Annotated in this window: 17 protein-coding genes and 1 other RNA gene; 7 read left to right on the plus strand and 11 right to left on the minus strand. The window is 35.1% G+C overall.

Going from position 1 to position 21,640, the window contains the following annotated elements:
* Positions 1-22: 22 nt before the first annotated feature.
* Positions 23-1,960, minus strand: coding sequence for a glucosamine-6-phosphate deaminase (gene nagB / locus EKM00_RS06415; RefSeq protein WP_126515621.1), 1,938 nt, complete (start codon positions 1,958-1,960; stop codon positions 23-25).
* A 347-nt stretch (positions 1,961-2,307) separates the two neighbouring features.
* Here nagB and EKM00_RS06420 point away from each other — a divergent pair, with 347 nt between their 5' ends.
* Positions 2,308-3,969 (plus strand): MFS transporter, encoded by a 1,662-nt coding sequence (locus EKM00_RS06420; protein ID WP_126515622.1) that lies wholly within the window; start codon positions 2,308-2,310, stop codon positions 3,967-3,969.
* A gap of 120 nt (positions 3,970-4,089) precedes the next feature.
* Here EKM00_RS06420 and fsa read toward each other — a convergent pair whose 3' ends face one another.
* From fsa to ffs, 3 genes are all read right to left on the minus strand, one after another.
* Positions 4,090-4,746 carry a fructose-6-phosphate aldolase gene (fsa, locus tag EKM00_RS06425; RefSeq protein WP_126453404.1) on the minus strand — a complete coding sequence of 219 codons (657 nt, stop codon included), beginning with the start codon at positions 4,744-4,746 and terminating at the stop codon, positions 4,090-4,092.
* A gap of 193 nt (positions 4,747-4,939) precedes the next feature.
* A complete protein-coding gene (locus EKM00_RS06430; protein WP_126515623.1) occupies positions 4,940-5,743 on the minus strand; it encodes an SDR family oxidoreductase in 804 nt (267 codons plus the stop codon).
* Positions 5,744-5,854: 111 nt separating this feature from the next.
* An RNA gene (gene ffs / locus EKM00_RS06435) (signal recognition particle sRNA small type) lies at positions 5,855-5,952 on the minus strand.
* Positions 5,953-6,039: 87 nt separating this feature from the next.
* Between ffs and EKM00_RS06440 the strand changes: the two genes are divergently transcribed.
* Both EKM00_RS06440 and hutI read left to right on the plus strand, forming a co-directional pair.
* Positions 6,040-7,116, plus strand: coding sequence for a glutaminyl-peptide cyclotransferase (locus EKM00_RS06440; RefSeq protein ID WP_126515624.1), 1,077 nt, complete (start codon positions 6,040-6,042; stop codon positions 7,114-7,116).
* 11 nt (positions 7,117-7,127) lie between these two features.
* Positions 7,128-8,366 (plus strand): imidazolonepropionase, encoded by a 1,239-nt coding sequence (gene hutI, locus EKM00_RS06445; RefSeq protein WP_126515625.1) that lies wholly within the window; start codon positions 7,128-7,130, stop codon positions 8,364-8,366.
* A 48-nt stretch (positions 8,367-8,414) separates the two neighbouring features.
* Here hutI and EKM00_RS06450 read toward each other — a convergent pair whose 3' ends face one another.
* Complete coding sequence (locus tag EKM00_RS06450; RefSeq protein WP_126515626.1) at positions 8,415-9,299, minus strand: hypothetical protein; 885 nt, start codon at positions 9,297-9,299, stop codon at positions 8,415-8,417.
* Positions 9,300-9,399: 100 nt separating this feature from the next.
* Here EKM00_RS06450 and EKM00_RS06455 point away from each other — a divergent pair, with 100 nt between their 5' ends.
* Positions 9,400-10,437, plus strand: a complete 1,038-nt coding sequence (locus tag EKM00_RS06455; protein ID WP_126459968.1) for a formimidoylglutamase — start codon at positions 9,400-9,402, stop codon at positions 10,435-10,437.
* A gap of 111 nt (positions 10,438-10,548) precedes the next feature.
* On the plus strand, positions 10,549-11,802 hold the full coding sequence (locus EKM00_RS06460) for a DEAD/DEAH box helicase (protein ID WP_126515627.1): 1,254 nt from the start codon (positions 10,549-10,551) through the stop codon (positions 11,800-11,802).
* Between the two features lie 537 nt (positions 11,803-12,339).
* Here EKM00_RS06460 and EKM00_RS06465 read toward each other — a convergent pair.
* The 3 genes from EKM00_RS06465 to aroC all read right to left on the minus strand — a co-directional run bounded on the left by EKM00_RS06465 (position 12,340) and on the right by aroC (position 16,156).
* A complete protein-coding gene (locus tag EKM00_RS06465; RefSeq protein WP_126515628.1) occupies positions 12,340-13,626 on the minus strand; it encodes a dicarboxylate/amino acid:cation symporter in 1,287 nt (428 codons plus the stop codon).
* Positions 13,627-13,704: 78 nt separating this feature from the next.
* A complete protein-coding gene (locus EKM00_RS06470) occupies positions 13,705-14,985 on the minus strand; it encodes a dicarboxylate/amino acid:cation symporter (RefSeq protein ID WP_197037191.1) in 1,281 nt (426 codons plus the stop codon).
* 109 nt (positions 14,986-15,094) lie between these two features.
* On the minus strand, positions 15,095-16,156 hold the full coding sequence (gene aroC / locus EKM00_RS06475) for a chorismate synthase (protein WP_126453382.1): 1,062 nt from the start codon (positions 16,154-16,156) through the stop codon (positions 15,095-15,097).
* A gap of 183 nt (positions 16,157-16,339) precedes the next feature.
* On the opposite strand from aroC, the gene EKM00_RS06480 reads away from it, so the two are divergent.
* Both EKM00_RS06480 and EKM00_RS06485 read left to right on the plus strand, forming a co-directional pair.
* A complete protein-coding gene (locus EKM00_RS06480; RefSeq protein WP_126459977.1) occupies positions 16,340-17,179 on the plus strand; it encodes a UDP-2,3-diacylglucosamine diphosphatase in 840 nt (279 codons plus the stop codon).
* A gap of 103 nt (positions 17,180-17,282) precedes the next feature.
* On the plus strand, positions 17,283-17,792 hold the full coding sequence (locus EKM00_RS06485; RefSeq protein WP_126515629.1) for an outer membrane beta-barrel protein: 510 nt from the start codon (positions 17,283-17,285) through the stop codon (positions 17,790-17,792).
* A gap of 46 nt (positions 17,793-17,838) precedes the next feature.
* On the opposite strand, the gene EKM00_RS06490 is transcribed toward EKM00_RS06485, so the two are convergent.
* The 3 genes from EKM00_RS06490 to EKM00_RS06500 form a co-directional block, all read right to left on the minus strand.
* On the minus strand, positions 17,839-18,270 hold the full coding sequence (locus EKM00_RS06490) for a protease complex subunit PrcB family protein (RefSeq protein WP_126515630.1): 432 nt from the start codon (positions 18,268-18,270) through the stop codon (positions 17,839-17,841).
* A 46-nt stretch (positions 18,271-18,316) separates the two neighbouring features.
* A complete protein-coding gene (gene bshA / locus EKM00_RS06495) occupies positions 18,317-19,450 on the minus strand; it encodes an N-acetyl-alpha-D-glucosaminyl L-malate synthase BshA (RefSeq protein WP_126453370.1) in 1,134 nt (377 codons plus the stop codon).
* 77 nt (positions 19,451-19,527) lie between these two features.
* Complete coding sequence (locus EKM00_RS06500) at positions 19,528-21,540, minus strand: heavy metal translocating P-type ATPase (RefSeq protein ID WP_126515631.1); 2,013 nt, start codon at positions 21,538-21,540, stop codon at positions 19,528-19,530.
* Positions 21,541-21,640 lie beyond the last annotated feature (100 nt).

Here is a 21,640-nt window from a genome sequence, read left to right on the forward strand (position 1 = left end):
TTTATAGGTATTCAATATGTTTTTAATAGTCAAAACGTTTAAAAGCTTCGATGGCTTCATATTCTGCCAGTCCTAAATCATCATATAATTTTGCTGTATGTTTATTGCGGTCTTCAGCACGCACCCAAAATTCTCTGGAATCATTACCTTGAAACATCACGCGGTCTTTTTGCGATTGATGGTATAAAATTGCGTGTCTTTTTAGCATTACTTCTTCTGGACTTAATGGTACTGCCATGTCTATTTCATGAATTTCCCATTCATGCCAAGCGCCACGATATAACCAGAGCCAGCAATCATTCATAAACGATTGTGGTTTCAACGCTGCCATAGCAGTAAAAATAGCATTAAGACAAACTTCATGCGTTCCGTGCGGATCCGCAAGATCACCAGCGGCAAAAACCTGATGTGGTTTTATTTTTTCGATAATCGCTTTTACAATAGCAATGTCATCCGCGTGGATTGGGTTTTTCTTTATTAGTCCCGTCTCATAAAAAGGCATATCCAGAAAATGGATATTCGATTCATTTAACCCAATGTACCGAACGGCTGCATACGATTCTCTGCGTCTGATGAGTGCTTTAAGCTTCCGAACTTCAAGAGAATCTATTTGATTTTCTGACTTATTATTCAAAAAATCAATAACGGATTGAAAATCAATTTTAGTTTTAGCATCTCCAATGAAATCAGTACAAACCTCAGCAAATTTTAAGGCTTCGTCATCTGTAACAGCGATGTTTCCTGAAGTTTGATACACTACATGAACATCATGTCCTTGTTTTATTAATTTAGTAAAAGTTCCTCCCATGGAAATCACGTCATCATCTGGATGCGGACTAAAAAGAATCACTCTTTTCTTATCAGGATTAGCCCTTTCCGGTCTATGGGAATCATCAGTATTAGGTTTACCTCCGGGCCATCCGGTTATGGTGTGCTGCAACACATTGAACATGTTTATATTTAAGTCGTAAGCAGAGCCTTCTAAAGCCAGCAAATCTGACATACCGTTATTGTTATAATCCCTATCGGTCAATTTTAATATGGATCGTTCTGTTTTTAAACACAGCCAAACAATCGCTTTACATTTTAATTCCAATGTCCAATTGCAATCTTGGACAAGCCATGGTGTCTTGAACTGGGTTAGCTCCGAAGCCGCCGATTGATCTAAAACAAAAGTGGTATTGTCATGGTTTTGCAAAAAAGTTGCGGGAATTTCCGGGCTGATGTCGCCTTGAACAGTTCTTATTATGACATCGGCTTTATTTTGGCCCCAAGCCATCAAAATAATTCTTTTGGATTTAAGAATCGTAGAAACGCCCATCGTAATGGCTCTTTTAGGAACGTTTTCAATGCCATTAAAATCAGAAGAAGCATCGACTCTGGTAATATAATCCAGTGTAATTATTCGGGTTCCAGAATTAATGTGGGAACCTGGTTCATTGAACCCAACGTGACCCGTGCGACCAATTCCTAACAATTGAAAATCAAGTCCACCAGCATTTTTTATTTTATTTTCATAATCAATACAATATTGTTTTAGTACATCAATAGGCACTGTTCCATCAGGAATATTAATGTTTTCTGGTTCAATATTTACATGATTGAACAAATGCTCGTGCATGAAATAATGATAGCTGTGGTGGTTCTCTTTTGTCATCGGATAATATTCATCCAGATTAAAAGTGACTACATTGCTAAAACTAAGTCCGTCTTCTTTATGCATTCGGACCAATTCTTCATATACTTTTATAGGTGACGAGCCCGTGGCCAAGCCAAGGATACAAACTTTGTTTTCAGCTTGTTTAGATAGAATCAATTGTGCGATTTCCCGAGCAACTAATAGAGACGGCTCTGAAGCATTTTTGAAAATTTTATTATGAATTTTTTCAAATCGTGTTTCTTCAAATTTACCGACACTTTCATAACTGATATCTTTTTTTCTTTCTAAATCACTTTTCATATCGTATTTTTTATACTGAATTATAAAGATAGTTTTTTTTAAAAGAGTAAGAAAAATAAAAAATAACATAAATTAGATTGCTCCGAGTATCCAAAAAAATGGAGATTATGAAAATCTTAAACTATTTCTATACATAAAGTACATTTAATCCCAATTTCAAAGTTACCGTCATTTTAGAATTAGCAAAAAGGTTGAAAAAAAAGCAGGTATTTTAAACAAAAAATGGTGATTCAATAATTTTAACAATATTTAGTCTAAATTATTTTTTTTTAATTTACTTAACAAATATATTTACGGTCTTACAGCTACAAAAGTATTTAGTTTTAATCATTAATCAATGTATACTTATGAATTCAGAACAAACAAAGTCTAACAATTCCGCGCTTTACACGCTCATAACCGTATTTTTCTTTTGGGGTTTTATTGGAGCATCAAACGGAATTTTTATTCCATTTTGCAAAGCTAAATTTGGCTTAGACCAATTTCAAAGTCAACTTATCGATTTTGCTTTTTATGGGGCTTATTATATCGGTGCTTTATTGCTTTTTATTTTTAGCAGTATCGCCAAAAAAGATATTTTAAACGGTTGGGGATTCAAAAAAGGAATTATTTACGGATTATTGATAAGTACGTTTGGAGCTCTGCTTATGATTTTAGCGGTAACACAAGGAAGTTATTTGTTTATTCTTGGTGCATTATTCATTGTAGCACTTGGTTTCTCATTACAACAAACATCGGCACAGCCGTTTGCCGCTTCACTTGGTGAACCACATTCAGCATCAAGCAGACTAAATCTTGCCGGAGGGATTAACTCATTGGGTACCACAATAGGACCGATAGTGGTTTCTATCGCCTTGTTTGGTGTTATTGCAGGAGTTAATATCGAAGAATTTGCTCAAAAACCAGATTCATTAGATTCTATGAGAATCCTTTATGTATTTGTTGGAGGACTCTTTTTATTGGCAGCAGCCTTATTCCATTTTTCTAAAAAGTTACCGGCTGGAAAAAGTGATTCTACTTTTGAAACGGCGAATAAAGCAATGAAAACGCTAATTGCAATCACTGTAATTTTGGTTGCCATTTTTGCTTATATCTTTTCTCGTTATGAAGATGCTGAATTTATTACTCGTTTTATCGAGAACAAAGAAAAAGATTACTTAGGATTAGCCTTAACGGTTTCTACACTTTTAGTGGTTGTTATTGGATTGTTTTTCGCTAATACTACAGCACAAAAAAATCCTGAAGGATGGGGAGCCATGAAATACCCACAATTAGTTTTGGGAATGCTTGCCCTTTTCGCCTATGTAGGTGTCGAAGTAACCATTGGAAGTAACCTTGGTGAATTATTGGTGACTGCGGATTTTGGTTCTATAGCTGGACCTGCTTTAGCGCCATATATGTCTATGTATTGGGGAAGTTTAATGATTGGACGTTGGGCAGGAGCCATTACGGTTTTCAACCCGTCATCACAATTAAAGAAAATTTTACTTATCGTAGTTCCTTACATAGCTTTTGGAGTCGTATTAGCCGCTAACGCTATTTCCGGACAAGATGTAACACCTTTATATGCTTATGCATTTGTAATTTTGTTCCAAATCGCTGGTTTCTTTTTAGGTAAAGACCAACCATCAAGAACTCTTATGATTTTTGGTTTAATGGGAATGACAGCCATGCTTATTGGTTTATTCACTAAAGGTACAATCGCTATTTTTGCTTTCATGAGCGGTGGTTTGTTCTTAAGTATCATGTGGCCATCTATCTTCTCATTAGCAATTGCAGGTCTAGGAAAATATACCTCTCAAGGTTCAGCCTTCTTGGTGATGATGATTTTAGGTGGTGGTATCATTCCACCATTACAAGGAAAACTAGCAGATATTATTGGCATTCATACTTCTTACTTCATTCCTGTTTTATGTTTCGCATTCATCGCATTCTACGGATGGAAAGTAATTGGAATTTTGGAAAAACAAGGAATCGGAAAAGAAGTAGAAGTTGGTGGCGGACACTAATCAAAAATATAATACCAAACCATATTGAAACCAAACCAATAAAAAAAATCCCATTTCAAATTTGAAATGGGATTTTTTTATTCAATTCGCTGAGACTCAAAATGGCTCACCGAGCATTTTTTATTTATTTCCTTTCTCGAAATCAGCCACAAACTGCGCCAATCCAATATCCGTCAATGGGTGTTTCAATAAGCCGTATATAGCAGATAATGGTCCGGTCATTACATCAGCACCAATTTTTGCACAGTTTACAATGTGCATCGTGTGACGTACTGAAGCAGCCAGAATTTGAGTTTCGTAGCCATAATTATCATAAATCAATCTGATTTCTTCAATCAAAGCCAAACCGTCTGTAGATACATCGTCTAAACGACCAATAAAAGGAGAAACGTAAGTAGCTCCCGCTTTTGCAGCCAATAAAGCCTGTCCAGCCGAGAATACTAATGTTACATTCGTTTTAATTCCTTTATCCGAAAAGTATTTAGCGGCCATAACTCCTTCTTTAGTCAAAGGAACTTTTACCACGATTTGCTCATGTAAATCCGCTAATTCTTCTCCTTCTTTAATCATTCCGTCGTAATCCAACGCATTTACTTCGGCACTTACATCGCCTTCAACTAGATTACAAATGTCAACATAATGCTTCAAAATGTTGTTTTTTCCTATAATTCCCTCTTTGGCCATCAATGATGGATTTGTTGTAACGCCATCCAAAACGCCTAATGCCTGTGCCTCCTTAATCTGAGCTAAATTAGCCGTGTCAATAAAAAATTTCATATTATATAATTTAATTGTGTGTTTTTAATTCTTTGGGCGTGACCCAAGGGTCGGGCTTTCCGCTTCAATCTTTCTAGTACTGAAACAAGTTCAGGACTAGAAAGGATTTTCACTGCAAATGAAATTCACTGAACTCCGATGAAGATAAACGATAAGTGAAGCAATCCCTCTCGCTAATAATTTCGGTGCAAAATTACAAATTATAATGGCTCATCAGCATTTTTTCATATACTTTATCTGGTAAAATTCTTTTCAAAACAATTGAAAATTTTTGCAAAAAAACGCCCACTTTATAATGAATTTTAGGTTCCGGAGTTTGGATAATCTGATAGACCGCTTCGGCCATTTTATTTGGATTACTGCCGCTATCCACATGTTCATCCATCGTTTTCAATGTGTTTCCGTACTGAGCTTCGTAAGCGGAACCCCTTAGTACCGGGGCATGAAAACGTCCCGAAGCAATATTTGTCGCAAAATCTCCCGGAGCTACATTCGTAATATGAACGCCAAAGGATTTCACTTCCATTCGCAACGCTTCAGTGATGAGTTCAAGGGCACCCTTTGAAGCAGAATAAACACTTCGATACGGCAAACCCATATATCCCGCAATAGAAGTCACATTGATGATTAATCCTGATTGCTGTGTACGCATTTGTGGTAATACTGCTTTCATTACCTCAATTGGGCCAAAAAGATTAGTCTCAAAATTATTCTTAATTTCATGTGTCGGAATTTCTTCCAATGGTCCCGTAATCCCAACACCAGCGTTGTTAATGACAACATCAAGCCTTCCGGAGGTCGCAATCACTTTGGCTACAGCTGCCTGAATCGAATCCGAATCCTGAACATCTAAAGCAATTAGAGGAAAAATAGAATTTAAAATTCGTTCCGGATTTCTACTAGTTCCGTACACAACAAAACCTTTATGGTGTAAAAACTCGCCAATAGATTTCCCTATTCCTGAAGAACCGCCTGTTATTAAAACTACTTTATTCATGATTACTGATGTTTGCTGTACGAAAGGTCCAAAAATAAAAAAATCCTCCCGAAGGAAGACTACTTATTTGTGTGAATTTAGAAAAGAATCTGAAATAAATTCAGATTAAAAAAATGGCAAGCGACCTACATCGCACCGCTCAACCACGTACCCTTGCTATGTTCCCATCCTGGGGGAGTCTGCAGGAGCTGGTCGTGTAGGACTTGCCGGTGCAAATATACAATCTTTTTATATTTTCACAAGAGCTTTAATCATTAAAAAATAACGTTATATTGGGGGTATCAAAAATTCAAACAATGAAAAATTATAACTTCCTATCTATCATTTTATTAGGAATAACTTTAGCAAGTTGCAACGAGGGAAAAAAAGGCGAAAACACTTTATTTACCTTTGATAATTCTAAATTTTCAGCATTATACACCCCACAAGAAGTCCTTTCTTTAGCGATTTTGAATCCCAATTCAAAAAAAATAGATAGCATTATTTACTACGTCAATGATAAAAAAATTGCTTCTAAGAAAGGTCTTGATAAACTATCATTGGAATTAAAAGATCAAAAATTAGGAAACCAAGACCTGAAAGCTCTTGTTTATTATGAAGGACAAACCGCTGAGGCTACTGGAAGAGTAGAATTAGTTTCCGGCATTCAACCAAAACTATTAAAATATACCATTGTAAATACCTATCCGCACGACATTCAAGCCTACACGCAAGGATTAGAGTTTTACCGTGACACGCTGTATGAAGGAACTGGAAACGGTTCTGGAAACAGTTCTGGAATAAAAGGGATTTCGAGTTTAAGAAAAACAAACTATAAAACTGGAGAAATATATAAAAAAGTAGAACTGGCTGACAATTATTTTGGGGAAGGAATTACGATTCTCAACAACAAAGTATACCAACTGACCTGGCAAAACAATGAAGGATATGTGTATAATGCTGATACTTTCAAAAAAGAAAAAACGTTCCCCTATTTCAAATCAATTGAAGGTTGGGGATTAACAAATGACGGAACTTATTTATACCAATCAGACGGAACCGAAAAAATTTGGATCATTGATCCAACCACATTCAAAGAAGTAGATTACTTGAACGTATATTCCTTTGAAACAAAAATAAAAGCAATCAATGAACTCGAATGGATTAATGGTAAAATTTATGGAAATGTGTACCAGAAAGATGCCATTGCAGTCATTAATCCTAAAAATGGAGCCGTTGAAGCAATTATCAATCTTGCTGATTTGAAGAAAAAAATTACCCAATTACCTGATACAGATGTCCTAAACGGAATTGCCTACAACCCAAAAACCAAAACCATTTTTGTGACCGGAAAAAACTGGGATAAAATGTTTGAAATCAAAGTTTCTGAATAATTTTATATAAAATGACAACGCTACTTATCAATATCAAAGAATTACTCCAGATTAGGGAAACTGCTATTGCTAAAGTTTCCGGTGCTGAAATGGCAATTCTTCCCACCATCAAAAATGCCTTTTTAGTCATTAGCGACAACCTGATTGCTGATTTTGGATCAATGGTTAATTTGCCGGAATTACATGCTGACAAAATAATTGATGCCACTGGCAAAATAGTTTTACCTTCATGGTGTGACAGTCACACGCACATTGTGTATGCGGGAAATAGAGAACAGGAATTTGTAGATCGGATTAATGGCTTGACGTATGAAGAAATCTCCAATTGTGGTGGTGGAATTTTAAATTCAGCTACAAAACTCAACGAAACTCCCGAAGATGAAATTTATAACCAATCCAAGGTGCGTCTGGAGGAAGTCATGCAACTGGGAACCGGAGCTGTAGAAATCAAATCAGGATATGGCTTGACGCTGGATGGAGAATTGAAAATGCTTCGAGTGGTTCAGCGGCTATCAAAAAATTATCCCATTACTATAAAAGCAACTTTTCTGGGTGCTCACGCTTTTCCATTGGAATATGCAACAAACCATCAAGGTTATATCGATTTAATTATCAACGATATGCTTCCTGAAATTGCCAAAAACAAACTGGCAGATTTCATCGATGTGTTTTGTGAAGCGGGTTATTTTACTGTTGAAGAAACCCGAAAAATTATGGAAGCCGGAATTAAATTTGGCTTAAAGCCAAAAATTCACGTCAATCAGTTCAACTCAATTGGCGGAATTCAAGCAGGAATTGAATACAACGCGTTATCAGTAGATCATTTAGAGGTTATGAAACCGGAAGATATCAAAGCGTTGAAAAATACCGACACAATGCCTGTTGCATTGCCTTCTTGCTCATATTTTTTAAGCATTCCCTACACTCCCGCACGAGCAATGATCGCGGCAGGACTTCCTATTGCCCTTGCAACGGATTACAATCCGGGCTCTACTCCTTCAGGAAATATGAATTTTGTTGTAGCAACGGCATGCATCAAAATGAAAATGACTCCCGAAGAAGTTATCAATGCTGCCACAATAAATGGAGCTTACGCCATGGGAATTTCTGAAACTCATGGAAGCATTACTATTGGCAAAAAAGCAAATCTAATTATTACAAAACCCATTACATCCTATTACCAGCTTCCATACGCTTTTGGCAGTACTCTAATTGAAACGGTACTGATTGAAGGTGAAATTATTTCATAAAAAAAGAGGAACAGCACGTTCCTCTTTCCTAATTATTTCAATTTTTGATTATCTCAACACAAAACTTGTTTTTGAAACTAAAACATCTTTATTAAAAATATTGATAAAATACGTTCCTTTAGCAAAATCTTTCCCTTTTAAATCCTCAGAAACTAGAATTGTTTTGTTTTCATATTTCACATTAGTTGCAAAACTGTATGTTAACGTATTCTCACCAAAATTTTCCGTTTTCTTGTCTCCTAAAACATTGTTTTTGCTGTCAATTACTTGTACGTAATACATTTTGTCACCGGACATAGCAATTTGATTTTCAGCAATCGTAAAATTAACTCTTAAAACATCGGCTCTACTTGCTTTGTCTGTTTCAATTTGTTTTCCAGAACTTCTTAATTTAAAAGCTGTTCCTCTAGTATTTAAAACCGTTAATTTAGATCCTTTTTCAACCGCTTTAGATAATTCTTCGTTTTGTCCAACTAATACTTCGTTGTATTTTTTAGATTCTCCCAAGACCACTACAGTACTGTCTCGTTGTGTAGTTAAGGTTGTGTTTTCTTTTTTCAACCCTTCATTTTCAGCCATTAAAACTTTCATATTTCCCTGCAAGGCATTGAATTGAGTTCTGTATTTAGATAATGAAGCTACATCCCCTTTGGACTTACTCAAATCATTCATCAAGTTTACTACTTTATCTCTTTCTTGAATTAACTCATCAGACATGGATGTGTTTTCAGCAATTGCGGCATCATACGTTGATTTTAATTCCTGCAAATCTTTCATAACCGATTCTTTTTCGGTCAATATCGTTTTCAATTCTGTTTTAACGGTATCTGCGTCGGAAGTCATTTTAAAAATGTAAACCAAACTCCCCACTAATAAAATAGCCAACACTGCTATAACCGCCTTAAGACTTGAACTGCTTTTTTGATTTTCCATCTTTTAATTAATTTAATTTCTACAAATTTAACAATATATAACTAATGAATAACGCAAGTTGATACATTTATATTATTTTTGGGAAAAAATATTTTTTTTAATGGAAAAAATTATACGCTTTACAATTCATGATCTTGCAAAAATTACGAACCACAGAAGTGGCGAGATAAAGTTTGGAGAAAAAATGATAACCATCCCAAAAGATGTTGATTCAATTGATTTTCTAACAACCTGTGAGGCTAAATATGTATTATTTGGTATTCCCGAAGACATTGGAATAAGAGCTAATTTTGGCCGACCCGGGGCGGCTTCAGCTTGGGACAGTGCCATAAAAAGTATCGCTAATATTCAGCACAATCGTTTTTGTAAAGGAAGTCAGTTAATTGTTTTAGGGCAATTAGACGTAAGTGAGAAAATGCAGGAAGTAGAACACCTTGATTTTAATGATATTGATGATCGTTTTAAGTTAAGCCAATTAGTTGAAAAAATAGACAAAGATGTCTCTCATATCATTTTTAACATTATAAAATCAGGTAAAACTCCAATAATCATTGGTGGCGGACACAATAATTCATACGGAAATATAAAAGGAACTGCACTCGCCAAAGGCAAACCTATTAATGCAATCAATTTTGATGCGCATTCTGATTTTAGGATTATAGAAGGACGTCACAGTGGCAATGGTTTTTCGTATGCTTATGAAGAAGGTTTTTTGAAAAAATATTTTATTTTTGGACTACATGAAAACTACACTTCAAAAAGTGTGTTGGATATCATTAAGAAAATAGAGGATCGAGTTCGTTTTAACACCTATGATAGTGTAAGTATTAGAAGAGAAAAAAACTTTGATCAGGAAATGGCGCTCGCTTCGGAATTTATAAATGATGATTTTTTTGGAATAGAGATCGACTTGGATGCGATTCCAAATATTGCCTGCAGTGCCATGACTATGAGTGGATACTCTGTGGAGCAACTTAGGCAATTTATATACTATTTTGCCAAAAATAAAAATGCTGCCTATTTACACATTTGTGAAGGCGCACCGGATTTAGGCGAAGAAAAAAACAATCATTTAATAGGTAAACTGATAGGCTATCTGGTGACTGATTTTATTAAATCGAACCAGCAGATTGTCTAACTGGTTAAATGATAAATTGCTTAAACGAATACCTATTAACCTAATCGATAAATAACACTACCTTTGCAGCATTATCTATGTACTTAATACATGATATTTAATATTTAAAATATGTTATTCGAAGATTTACCACTTTCAAAAAGTATACAAAAAGCCGTATTTGAACAAGGCTATTTAGAAGCAACTCCAATACAAGAACAAGCCATTCCAATCGTATTATCAGGTAGGGATATGATTGGTTGTGCCCAAACCGGTACCGGAAAAACGGCCGCATTTGCCATTCCTATTATTCATCAATTGCATAGAATAGTAGGGTCCTCTAAAAAAGCAAGTCCAATCCGTGCTTTAGTCATCACCCCAACCCGAGAATTGGCCGTTCAAATTGGACAAAATTTTGACCAATATGGAAAATATACAAACTTAGTGCAACTTACTATTTTTGGTGGCGTTTCTCAAGTGCCACAGGTAGAAATGCTGAAAAAAGGAATTGATATCCTGATTGCTACTCCAGGACGTTTGCTAGACTTAGTCAAACAAGGTTTCATCGATTTAGACCATTTGCATACTTTAGTCCTTGACGAAGCGGACCAGATGCTGGATATGGGATTTGTAAATGATGTCAAAAAAATTGTAAAACTGACCCCTAATAACAGACAAACCTTATTTTTCTCGGCTACAATGCCAATGGCCATAAGAGAATTAGCCGAAATGTTTCTGAAAGATCCTGCAACAGTTACCGTATCTCCTGTTTCTTCTACAGCTGAAAACGTAGAACAACGCGTATATTTTGTTGAAAAAGCAGAAAAAAGAAATTTGCTGTATCATTTAATTAAAAACGAAAAACTGTCTAATGTTTTGGTTTTTTCAAGAACAAAACACGGAGCTGACAACGTTGTAAAAGCATTGCGCAAACACGATATTGCTGCCGAAGCGATTCATGGTGACAAGTCTCAAAATGCCAGACAACGCGTTTTAGAAGGATTCAAGAATAAAGAAGTGAATGTTTTAGTGGCTACTGATATTGCAGCCAGAGGAATTGATATTGATCAATTACCATTTGTCATTAATTTTGATTTACCCAATATTCCCGAAACGTATGTACACCGAATTGGCAGAACCGGTCGTGCCGGAAATGAAGGTGTTGCAATTTCTTTTTGTAGCAAAGATGAGCACCAATATTGGAAAGACATTCAGAAATTAATAAAAGTAGATGTAAAAACCGTAAGTGATCACCCATACGGTTGGCATTCAGGAAGTCCTGAAACCGCTCCCGCGGGAACTCAAAAGAACTCAAACCGCAGTGGTGGAGCTCATAAATCAAGAAAATCAGAGGTTTCCAAACAAAATAAAAAACGCTGGTATTAAATTTGTTATACTGACTTACATCTGTAATAAATCACTTTTTAACTGTCGTTAAAAAGTGATTTATTGTTAACATGTTTTTTTAAGCGTTTTAATAAAAATATTATTTAAACTAAACGACCTTTATCTTATTGAATTTTAATACTATCTATTTTTGTCATATACTAAAGAAATTACTAGGGAAAATTTATCCTTTTGAGTAATGGCTTTGTACAAGGCAATTTTCGAAATTTTCAAGGATTTTTCGAAATTAGCATTCTTTAGGTATTGTGAAGTTTGATCCGTTAATTTTACGATCTCATTATTTGATGCCGTTTACGTTTATGCAAGTACATCTTCACTGAAAAAGTTAACTACAAATACTATTAACAACACAATATACACCTGATTCATAAGTGACTAAATTTAATCAAATATAAATTTATACGCCAATAAATAATAATTTATTTTAATCAATTAAGTGTCAAAAGTGAACTATTTTGAACTCTGATGAATTTCAAATATATTAAATCCACTTCATGCTGTACAAGGAACTATTAGTTATAAAGTAATTTTTTTTGGTTTGTTTAATTTTCCGACAGATTTAGCAACAATAGTTGCTACCGTTGCATCACTTGTCACATTGACTACCGTTCTGCACATATCCAAAGGTCTGTCAATAGCAAAAATAAGCGCTAGACCAGCTTCTGGAATCCCAGCTTGACCAAGAACAATAACAAGCATCACCATTCCGGCACTAGGAACCGCTGCTGATCCTATAGAAGCTAGTGTTGCCGTCACAACTATCATCAATTGTGTACTGAGGTCTAAAGCTTCCGGAAGCATTGCTTGAGCTATAAATATCGCAGCTACTGCTTGATACAAGCTAGTTCCATCCATGTTTACTGTTGCTCCCAGAGGCAAAACAAAACTGGAAACCTCTTCATCAACTCCTAAACGCTCGGTAACACATTCCATGGTAACGGGCAGTGCAGCTGCACTTGAACTTGTTGAAAAAGCCAATAATTGGGCAGGCGCAATGGCGTTAAAAAACTGTATTGGATTTACTTTTGCAAAAATCATTAATAAGCTTGGATAAAATACAAACACCATCAAAAACAAGCCAAGCAAAACTGTTAATCCATAGATTCCCAGCGCTCCTAATGTTGAAAAATCTGGAATTTCGACCATCAGTGCGGCCATCAGTGCGAAAACACCAACTGGTGAAAAAAGCATGATAATGTCAATAATTTTCAGAATTACATCATTCAATCCCTTAAAGAAATCAACGACAGGTTTTGATTTTTTTTCTTCAATTAAAATGAGACCGATCCCAATTAAAATAACAAAAAAAATGACTTGCAACATACTTCCATTATCACTTAAAGCTTTAAAAAAATTATCTGGTACAATATCTATCAAAGGTTGCAGTGGCCCACTATTTTTAGCTTTTACCGCCAATTCAATTTTTTGAGAAGCATCAACCGAAAAATTTTCAAGTAAGCTTATTCTGGATTCTTCTTTAATGTAAGTTCCGGGCTTAATTAAATTGGCTAACAACAAACCAATAATGACTGCTATTACTGTGGAACATAAGTAAAAAAAGACTGTCCTTCCCCCTAATTTAGAAAGTTTAGAAATATCTTTTAAATCTGCTAATCCAACAATCAATGAAACCACAATTAAGGGAACAGCAATCATTTTGAGTAAGTTTATAAAAATAGTTCCAAAAGGTTTTATCCAGTCAATTACGATTCCTTTTTGTTCTAAGTTTTTCATTACTAATCCAAAAAAAAGTCCTAGAATCATTCCTAAAAGAATTTTCCAATGTAAAGCAAGTTTTTTCATAATTTTAAATTCATTTGAATCAGACAAACTGATATTTTACAAAAAAAACTCCTCATTATTTGAGGAGTTTTTTATTATTTAGTCTAATGAAACCGGTTCGGAATCCTCGTCTTTTTCCCAGCTTCCAACTACCGATGTTGCTAAAGCATTTCCTAACACATTGGTTGCGCTACGAAACATATCACAAAAATGGTCAATAGGTAAAATTAAAGCAATTCCTTCGATTGGAATGTCAAACATACCACAAGTTGCAGCAACAACCACTAAACTCGCTCTTGGTACTCCTGCAATTCCTTTACTGGTAAGCATCAAAACTAAAAGCATGGTCATTTGCGTACCCAAATCCAAATCAATTCCGTAGGCTTGCGCAATAAAAATACTGGCAAAAGTCATGTACATCATACTTCCATCCAAGTTAAAAGAATACCCGAGCGGCAACATGAAAGAAACAATTCTGTCCTTGACTCCAAAACGTTCTAATTCTTCGGTCAATTTTGGAAAAACAGCTTCACTGCTGGTTGTTCCAAAAGCAATTATTAATGGACTTACAATTCTTTTTAGCAAAACGGTCATTCTGCTTTTTAGAAATACATACCCCACAACAATCAACACGACCCAAAGTGAGGAAATTCCAATTAAGAAAGAACCAAAGAACTTGAAATAGGTAATTGCCAATTCCTGAAAATCTCTAACCGCAAATACACCTGCTATAGCACCAAATACTCCTATTGGGGCAAACTTCATAACGTAGTTTACCATTTTCAGAACAATATGAGATATTTTATCCAAAGCATTTGTCACTGGCTTCACATAATCACCTAATGCAGCCGCTGCCAGACCAAAGAAAATCGAAAATATTACAATTTGTAAAATTTCATTAGTAGCCATTGCTTCAAAAATACTTTTAGGTACTATATGTTCAATAAAGTTTTCAAAAGATATGTTTTGTGTTTTCGCTGTGACTTCTGAAACTGATCCCATATCAACATTTGATAAATTAAGGCCAACTCCCGGTTCTAGTATGTTTACAAAAAACATCCCCAATAACAAAGAGATAAATGAAGCTGTAAAAAACCATCCCATCGCTTTTCCTCCAATTCTCCCCACCGCTTTGATATCCCCAAGTTTCGCAATTCCTACCACCAACGTCGTAAATACCAATGGCGAAATAATCATTTGAACCAGTCGAATAAAAATAGTAGCCAGAATTTTGATTTTGTTACTAAAATTTTGAGCTGCTTCCGGTGAAATAGAATTATGAATGATAATGCCTAAAATAGCACCCAAAACCATAGCTATTAATATTTGCCCTGTTAATCCTGAAAAAAAGGACGGCTTTTTAGTTGTATTCATATTCATTAAATTGGTTATTAGATTGTAGGATCTACCCTGATTATAAAAAATAATTTTTTGCTCGCAGTCAGGTAAAAAATGGTATTGTAAAAAACATAAAAAGTATCAACAATTACTACTGATATGTTTTATTTATCAAATAAAAATCAGCTAATACAATGGCTGCCATTGCCTCAACAATAGGCACAGCACGCGGTACTACACAAGGATCATGACGCCCTTTTCCAGTCATTTCTGTAATATTGCCTTTATTGTCCAGTGATTCTTGTTTTTGCATAATGGTGGCCACAGGTTTGAAAGCCACGCGAAAATAAATATCCATTCCGTTACTGATTCCTCCTTGAATTCCACCTGAAAGATTGGTTTTTGTCGTTCCGTCAGCATTGTATAAATCATTATGCGCACTTCCTTTCATCTTAGCGCCTTCAAAACCACTTCCAAATTCAAATCCTTTTACGGCATTAATAGAAAGCATGGCTTTGCCAAGTTCTGCGTGAAGCTTATCAAAAACGGGTTCTCCTAAACCAATAGGTACATTTTGAATCACACAGGTTACGGTTCCGCCCACAGTATCCCCTTGTTTTCGGATATCACGAATATATTCTTCCATGATTACCGCTGCCTGTTCATCTGGGCAACGAACCGGATTATTTTCGGTTTTCGAAAAATCTAAATCTTGGTAGGGTTTGTCTAAAAAAATGGGTCCTACAGAAGAAACATACGCATTAATTTTTATGTCTGGCAACATTTGTTTTGCTACAGCTCCCGCCACAACTCTACTGGCAGTTTCCCGCGCAGAACTGCGCCCACCGCCACGATAATCCCTAACCCCATATTTTTTTTCATACACATAATCCGCATGACTAGGTCTGTAATTGTCTTTTATATGAGAATAATCATCTGATTTTTGATTGGTATTAGGAATAATAAAACCTATGGGTGTACCGGTGGTTTTACCTTCAAAGATTCCGGAAAGAAATTGAACGTCATCCGGCTCTTTGCGTTGAGTAACTATTGCTGATTGGCCAGGCTTTCTGCGGGACATTTCAAATTGAATTGCTTCTAAATCTATTGTTATTCCGGGAGGACAACCGTCTATTATCCCTCCTAAAGCGTCACCGTGAGATTCTCCAAAAGTTGTTATTCTAAATAGTGTTCCGTAGCTATTTCCTGCCATACTGATTAGTTTTGAACAAAAGTAGTATTTTAGTTTAAAGTTCAAAATTTTAACCACTAAACTTTTGAATAGCAATATCTATTTATTGACTTTAAATTAATATTGAAAACTATTTATTAACCTTTAATCGCATTTCAATTCAGTAGAATTCCATTAATTTGATAAAATTCAAATTCAAACACCTTGAAAAAAAGAAAAGTCGAGTTAGTGGTGATTTCTGATGTACATCTGGGGACTTATGGAAGTCATGCTAAAGAACTTTATAATTATTTATCTGCAATTAAACCTAAAATTTTAGTCTTAAATGGAGATATTATTGATGTATGGCAATTTAGAAAATCCTATTTTCCCAAAGCGCATTTAAAGGTTATCCAAAAAATCATCAGTTTTGCTTCAAAGGGAACAAAAGTCTATTATATTACTGGAAATCATGATGAAATGCTCCGAAAGTTTAGCGATATGAGTATGGGTAATTTTGCATTGGTGGACAAGTTAGTCTTGGATCTTGATGACAAAAAAGCCTGGATATTTCACGGTGATGTCTTTGATGCTTCCGTACAACACTCAAAATGGATTGCAAAATTAGGCGGTTTAGGATATGATTATCTGATACTTTTGAATCGATTTGTAAATTGGTGCTTATCAAAAATAGGGAAAGAGCCCTACTCTTTTTCTAAACAAATAAAGGCTGGTGTAAAAAAGGCAGTAAAGCACATTTCGGATTTTGAAAAAACAGCCACGGAACTCGCCATCGAAAACAACTACGATTATGTAATTTGTGGTCATATTCACGAGCCAAAAATAATCAAAAAAGAGAATAAAAACGGAGCTACTTTGTATTTGAATTCCGGGGATTGGGTGGAGAATTTAACCGCATTGGAATACAATAAAAAACGTTGGAAATTATTTCACTACTCAGAAACTAATTATGCTGAAGATGAAAATCTTTTTGAGATGGAGGATTTAATCAGTACTCAGTATGTTACACCTGCTATTTTCTTTAAAAAAACTATTTTAGATTAATGGTGGTTTTATATCAAAAGTGTGAATTATGAAACATTTACAATTAATTTTGTAAATTTAATCTCAAAGTTAGTAATATCTTTGTATTTATAAAAAATTACTTATGAAAAAAATTATTTTATCGGTTATAATGCTAATTGGATTAGCATTCACCTCACAAGCACAAGAGATTTCAAAAAATGCACTCGGCCTTCGTTTTGGTAACAGTGGTGGTTTTGGTACTGAAATAACCTACCAAAGAGGTTTAGGCGATAACAATCGTTTAGAATTAGACTTAGGTTGGAGAAACAGAAATAATTATAACAACGATAATTATGATGACAATGCGCTTAAATTAACTGGTTTGTACCAATGGGTATGGAATATTGATGGCGGATTCAACTGGTATGCAGGTGTTGGTGGTGGTGTAGGAACTTACAACAGAGATTATAGAGACAACAGAGATTACAACAATGGCGCTTTCGCATTTGTTGCCGGAGATATAGGTATCGAATATAATTTTGATATTCCTTTGTTAATCTCTTTAGATTTCAGACCAGAGTTTGGTGGTAGCGACTATTACAGAGACAATTACGGTTCTGATGTAGCTTTAGCTCTTAAATACCAATTCTAATATTTCAAAAAAAATAAAAAAATGCCACTAGAAATAGTGGCATTTTTTATTTTATAAGAATCTCTTTCTTGGAATTTATTTTCACAACACAAAAAGGAGTCGTAAAGGCTTGTGTCACCATACTACCCGGCTCAGGATTTGTTTCTTGAACTGTTATAATTATATTTTTATCCGTTTCAATTACCTTATCAATTCCTATGGCATATCCGCCAGTGGTTTTCTCTCCCATATTCAAAACAACAAAATTAGCATTCAGAATATCATTAGCATTAATCTTATTTTTTAAGTTTTCATCATTCTGCAGCATTTTAATTTCGCTTGGTTCAGAAAGAATCTCAAAAAAACGGATACTAGCTCCACCATTAGTTTGCTGAGTCAAAACTTCATATAGCGCTGTAGTGGCATCTGTACTTTTTAAAGAAACGCTACCGCAGGAAACGACAGTTATAGCAAGGAACGACAGCATTACTTTTTTCATTTTTATGTTTTTACATTTAATAATTTCAAAAATAATTTCTGTGTGTCTATAAGTATTTATTAATGGCTTTTTGATATAACTCTTCGTAAAGGGGCAAAATATTTTTTATGTCAAATTGTTTGGCAACAGCTAATGCGTTTTCTTTAAATTTAGCAAGCGTCAAATCATCTTTTAGAATTTTCAATGCGTTTTGAGCCATTTCCTCTGTATTTCCTACATCACTTAAATAGCCGGAAATGCCTTCAAAATTAACTTCGGGTAAACCGCCTGAATTACTAGAGATAACAGGAACTTTACACGCCATAGCTTCAAGGGCTGCCAAACCAAAACTTTCTGTTTCAGATGGGAGTAAAAACAAGTCAGTTAAGCACAAAATCTTATCAATTTCGTTGCTGTTACCAAAAAAGATTACCTTGTCTAGTATACCTAATTCCTGACATAAATATTCTGCTTTTTCTTTTTCAGGGCCATCACCAACCATCATCAATTTAGCCGGAATCTCTTTTTGAATATTATAGAAAATTTTAATGACATCCGGAATTCGTTTTACTTTTCTAAAATTACTGATGTGCGTTATAATTCGTTCATTTTCCTTGGCCATGACTGAACGTTGACAAGGATTGTTCAGGTCATTTGTATTTTTATTCAATTCAATAAAATTAGGAATAACCTCAATTTCATTTTTTATATTGAATAATTTAAGCGTGTCGTCTTTTAAACTTTGGGATACTGAGGTAACAAAATCTGATTTATTGATACTAAAAGTGACTGCTGGCTTATAAAACGGATGATTTCCTACCAAGGTGATGTCTGTTCCGTGTAATGTTGTCACCATTGGAATATCAATGCCTTCGTCTTTCAGCATTTGTTTTGCCATATAGCCCGCATAGGCATGAGGAATAGCATAATGTACATGAAGCAATTCTATTTTATATAATTTTACCATATCGACTAATTTGCTCGATAAGGCCAATTCATACGGTTGGTAATGAAACAATGGATATTCAGGCACATTTACTTCGTGGTAATGCACATTTGGACTTAAAAGTGCCAAACGTACGGGCTGACTGTAAGTTATGAAATGTATTTCATGCCCGCGACGAGCCAATTCCAGTCCTAATTCTGTAGCGACAACACCACTACCTCCAAAGGTAGGATAACAAACTATTGCAATTTTCATGTATGTAATTTAATGAAACGAAATTAAGAAAAATAGGAATGTGTTTTATGGAATTTTAAGTTAAATGCAATACAAATTTAAAATTTTATTCGCTGAATTCGAACGGCATTTAAAATCGCCAATAAGGCCACCCCCACATCTGCAAAAACCGCCTCCCACATAGAGGCAAGTCCAGCAGCTCCCAGAATGAGAACTATTAGTTTTACGGAAAAAGCCAATCCAATATTTTGCCAAACGATTTGTTTTGTTTTTTTTCCAATGATGATAGCGGTAAAAATCTTAGTGGGCTGGTCATTTTGAATGACAATATCAGCCGTTTCAATAGTAGCATCGCTTCCTAAACCACCCATAGCAATTCCCGCATCTGCCAGAGCGATGACTGGAGCATCATTTACTCCGTCTCCAACAAATGCAACTTTTAATTTTTGGTTTAAAAGTGCGCTTACTTTATTGACTTTCTCTTCCGGCAGCAAATTTCCGTAAGCTTCATCAATATTTAATTCTTTGGCTACAGCCAAAACTACCGCTTGATTGTCACCAGAAAGCAATATTGTTTTGATGTTTATTTTATGTAAACTTTCAATAGCCGCTTTTGCATCTTCTTTTATTTCATCGGCAACAAGAAAATAACCTGTATATTTTTGATTGATGGCAACTACAACAATAGTGTACGGAATAGCATCAAGATCCGTGTCATAATCAATATGGAATTTTTTCATCAGTTTAGGACTTCCCACCAAGATTTCATTTCCATCTACAACACCTTGCAAGCCAAGGCCTGGAATCTCAGTGAAATTAGAAACAACAATTTCATTTTTAGGATTTTTGGCAAATTCTACTATTGCGGAACCAACCGGATGCGTCGATTTAGCTTCAATTGCTGCAGTATAGTTAACTAAATCAGACTCCAGAATTCCTATCGACACTACTTTCTGAACTTTAAAAACGCCTTTGGTTAAAGTCCCTGTTTTATCCATCACCACTACCTGAATAGCTGCCATAGTATCCAGAAATGTAGATCCTTTAAACAATATTCCGTTTTTACTTGCGGCGCCAATTCCGCCAAAATACCCTAACGGAATGGAAATCACCAAGGCACACGGACAGGAAACCACCAAGAACAGTAAGGCTCTGTAAAGCCATTCCTTAAATATATACGTTTCTGCAAATAAGATTGGCACTACACATATAGCAATAGCGAGATACACTATTATTGGCGTGTATATTTTAGCAAACTTCCTAATAAATAATTCTGTTGGTGCTTTTTTAGCAGTGGCATCCTGCGCCATCTGGAGGATTTTAGATAATTTGCTGTCCGTAAATGCAGTAGTCACTTCTACTTGAGCAATAGAAGTGCCATTGATCATTCCGGCAAGAATTGTATCTCCTTTTGACTTAGAATCCGGTTTGCTTTCGCCTGTTAATGCAGCAGTATTGAAAGTGGCATAATCCGAAAGCAACATTCCATCTAATGCTAATTTTTCTCCGGGTTTTAATTCTATGACAGCTCCAATAGTCACTTCCGACGCTTTAATTGCAATCACATTTTGTCCCATTACAACGTTTGCAACATCAGGTCTTTGATCCAGTAATAATTTTATATTTAATTTTGCTCTTTTAACGGCGAGCATTTGGAATAATTCACCAATGGAGTAAAATAACATGACAGCCACTCCTTCGGCATATTGACCAATTCCAAACGCACCTAATGTAGCTATTCCCATTAGAAAAAATTCAGAAAAAATAGCTCCTTTACCAATGCTAGCGTAAGCTTCTTTCAAAACTGGAAGCCCTACCGGAATGTAAGCTGCAACATACCAAACGATTCGAAACCAACCATTAAACCAAGATTGAGGAAAGTAATTATCAAACAATAAAGCAATCAGCAATCCTATAAAACTAATTATAGATGGTAAAAACATTCTGAGGGTGCTTTCATTTCTGTTAGAATGATCGTGATCATGGTCATGTCCAGTATCATTTTCAGTATCATTATCTGACGAACAACATCGGGTTTCTATATTAATTGTTTTATTTTTTTCTAATGAGCAGCAATCCGTTTGGTGACTAGTTTTATGTTTATGGGTCATAATTACAATCTATTTGAGATTTTAAAATTACAAATTATTGTTCAGAAAGGTCTCGGCTTCTATTTATTAAAAACCTAAATACGCTAAACTCATTTAGAAT

The sequence above is a fragment of the Flavobacterium sp. RSP15 genome (assembly GCF_003968755.1).
In the GTDB taxonomy this organism is placed as follows: Bacteria; Bacteroidota; Bacteroidia; order Flavobacteriales; family Flavobacteriaceae; genus Flavobacterium.

Excerpts from the sequence above, each read along its gene's own strand:
- fsa (WP_126453404.1), bottom strand. The coding sequence starts at position 4,746 with ATGAAATTTTTTATTGACACGGCTAATTTAGCTCAGATTAAGGAGGCA.
- EKM00_RS06460 (WP_126515627.1), top strand. The coding sequence starts at position 10,549 with ATGTTATTCGAAGATTTACCACTTTCAAAAAGTATACAAAAAGCCGTA.
- bshA (WP_126453370.1), bottom strand. The coding sequence starts at position 19,450 with ATGAAAATTGCAATAGTTTGTTATCCTACCTTTGGAGGTAGTGGTGTT.
- EKM00_RS06455 (WP_126459968.1), top strand. The coding sequence starts at position 9,400 with ATGGAAAAAATTATACGCTTTACAATTCATGATCTTGCAAAAATTACG.
- EKM00_RS06485 (WP_126515629.1), top strand. The coding sequence starts at position 17,283 with ATGAAAAAAATTATTTTATCGGTTATAATGCTAATTGGATTAGCATTC.
- aroC (WP_126453382.1), bottom strand. The coding sequence starts at position 16,156 with ATGGCAGGAAATAGCTACGGAACACTATTTAGAATAACAACTTTTGGA.
- EKM00_RS06490 (WP_126515630.1), bottom strand. The coding sequence starts at position 18,270 with ATGAAAAAAGTAATGCTGTCGTTCCTTGCTATAACTGTCGTTTCCTGC.
- nagB (WP_126515621.1), bottom strand. The coding sequence starts at position 1,960 with ATGAAAAGTGATTTAGAAAGAAAAAAAGATATCAGTTATGAAAGTGTC.
- hutI (WP_126515625.1), top strand. The coding sequence starts at position 7,128 with ATGACAACGCTACTTATCAATATCAAAGAATTACTCCAGATTAGGGAA.
- EKM00_RS06470 (WP_197037191.1), bottom strand. The coding sequence starts at position 14,985 with ATGAATATGAATACAACTAAAAAGCCGTCCTTTTTTTCAGGATTAACA.
- EKM00_RS06500 (WP_126515631.1), bottom strand. The coding sequence starts at position 21,540 with ATGACCCATAAACATAAAACTAGTCACCAAACGGATTGCTGCTCATTA.
- EKM00_RS06420 (WP_126515622.1), top strand. The coding sequence starts at position 2,308 with ATGAATTCAGAACAAACAAAGTCTAACAATTCCGCGCTTTACACGCTC.
- EKM00_RS06440 (WP_126515624.1), top strand. The coding sequence starts at position 6,040 with ATGAAAAATTATAACTTCCTATCTATCATTTTATTAGGAATAACTTTA.
- EKM00_RS06450 (WP_126515626.1), bottom strand. The coding sequence starts at position 9,299 with ATGGAAAATCAAAAAAGCAGTTCAAGTCTTAAGGCGGTTATAGCAGTG.
- EKM00_RS06465 (WP_126515628.1), bottom strand. The coding sequence starts at position 13,626 with ATGAAAAAACTTGCTTTACATTGGAAAATTCTTTTAGGAATGATTCTA.
- EKM00_RS06430 (WP_126515623.1), bottom strand. The coding sequence starts at position 5,743 with ATGAATAAAGTAGTTTTAATAACAGGCGGTTCTTCAGGAATAGGGAAA.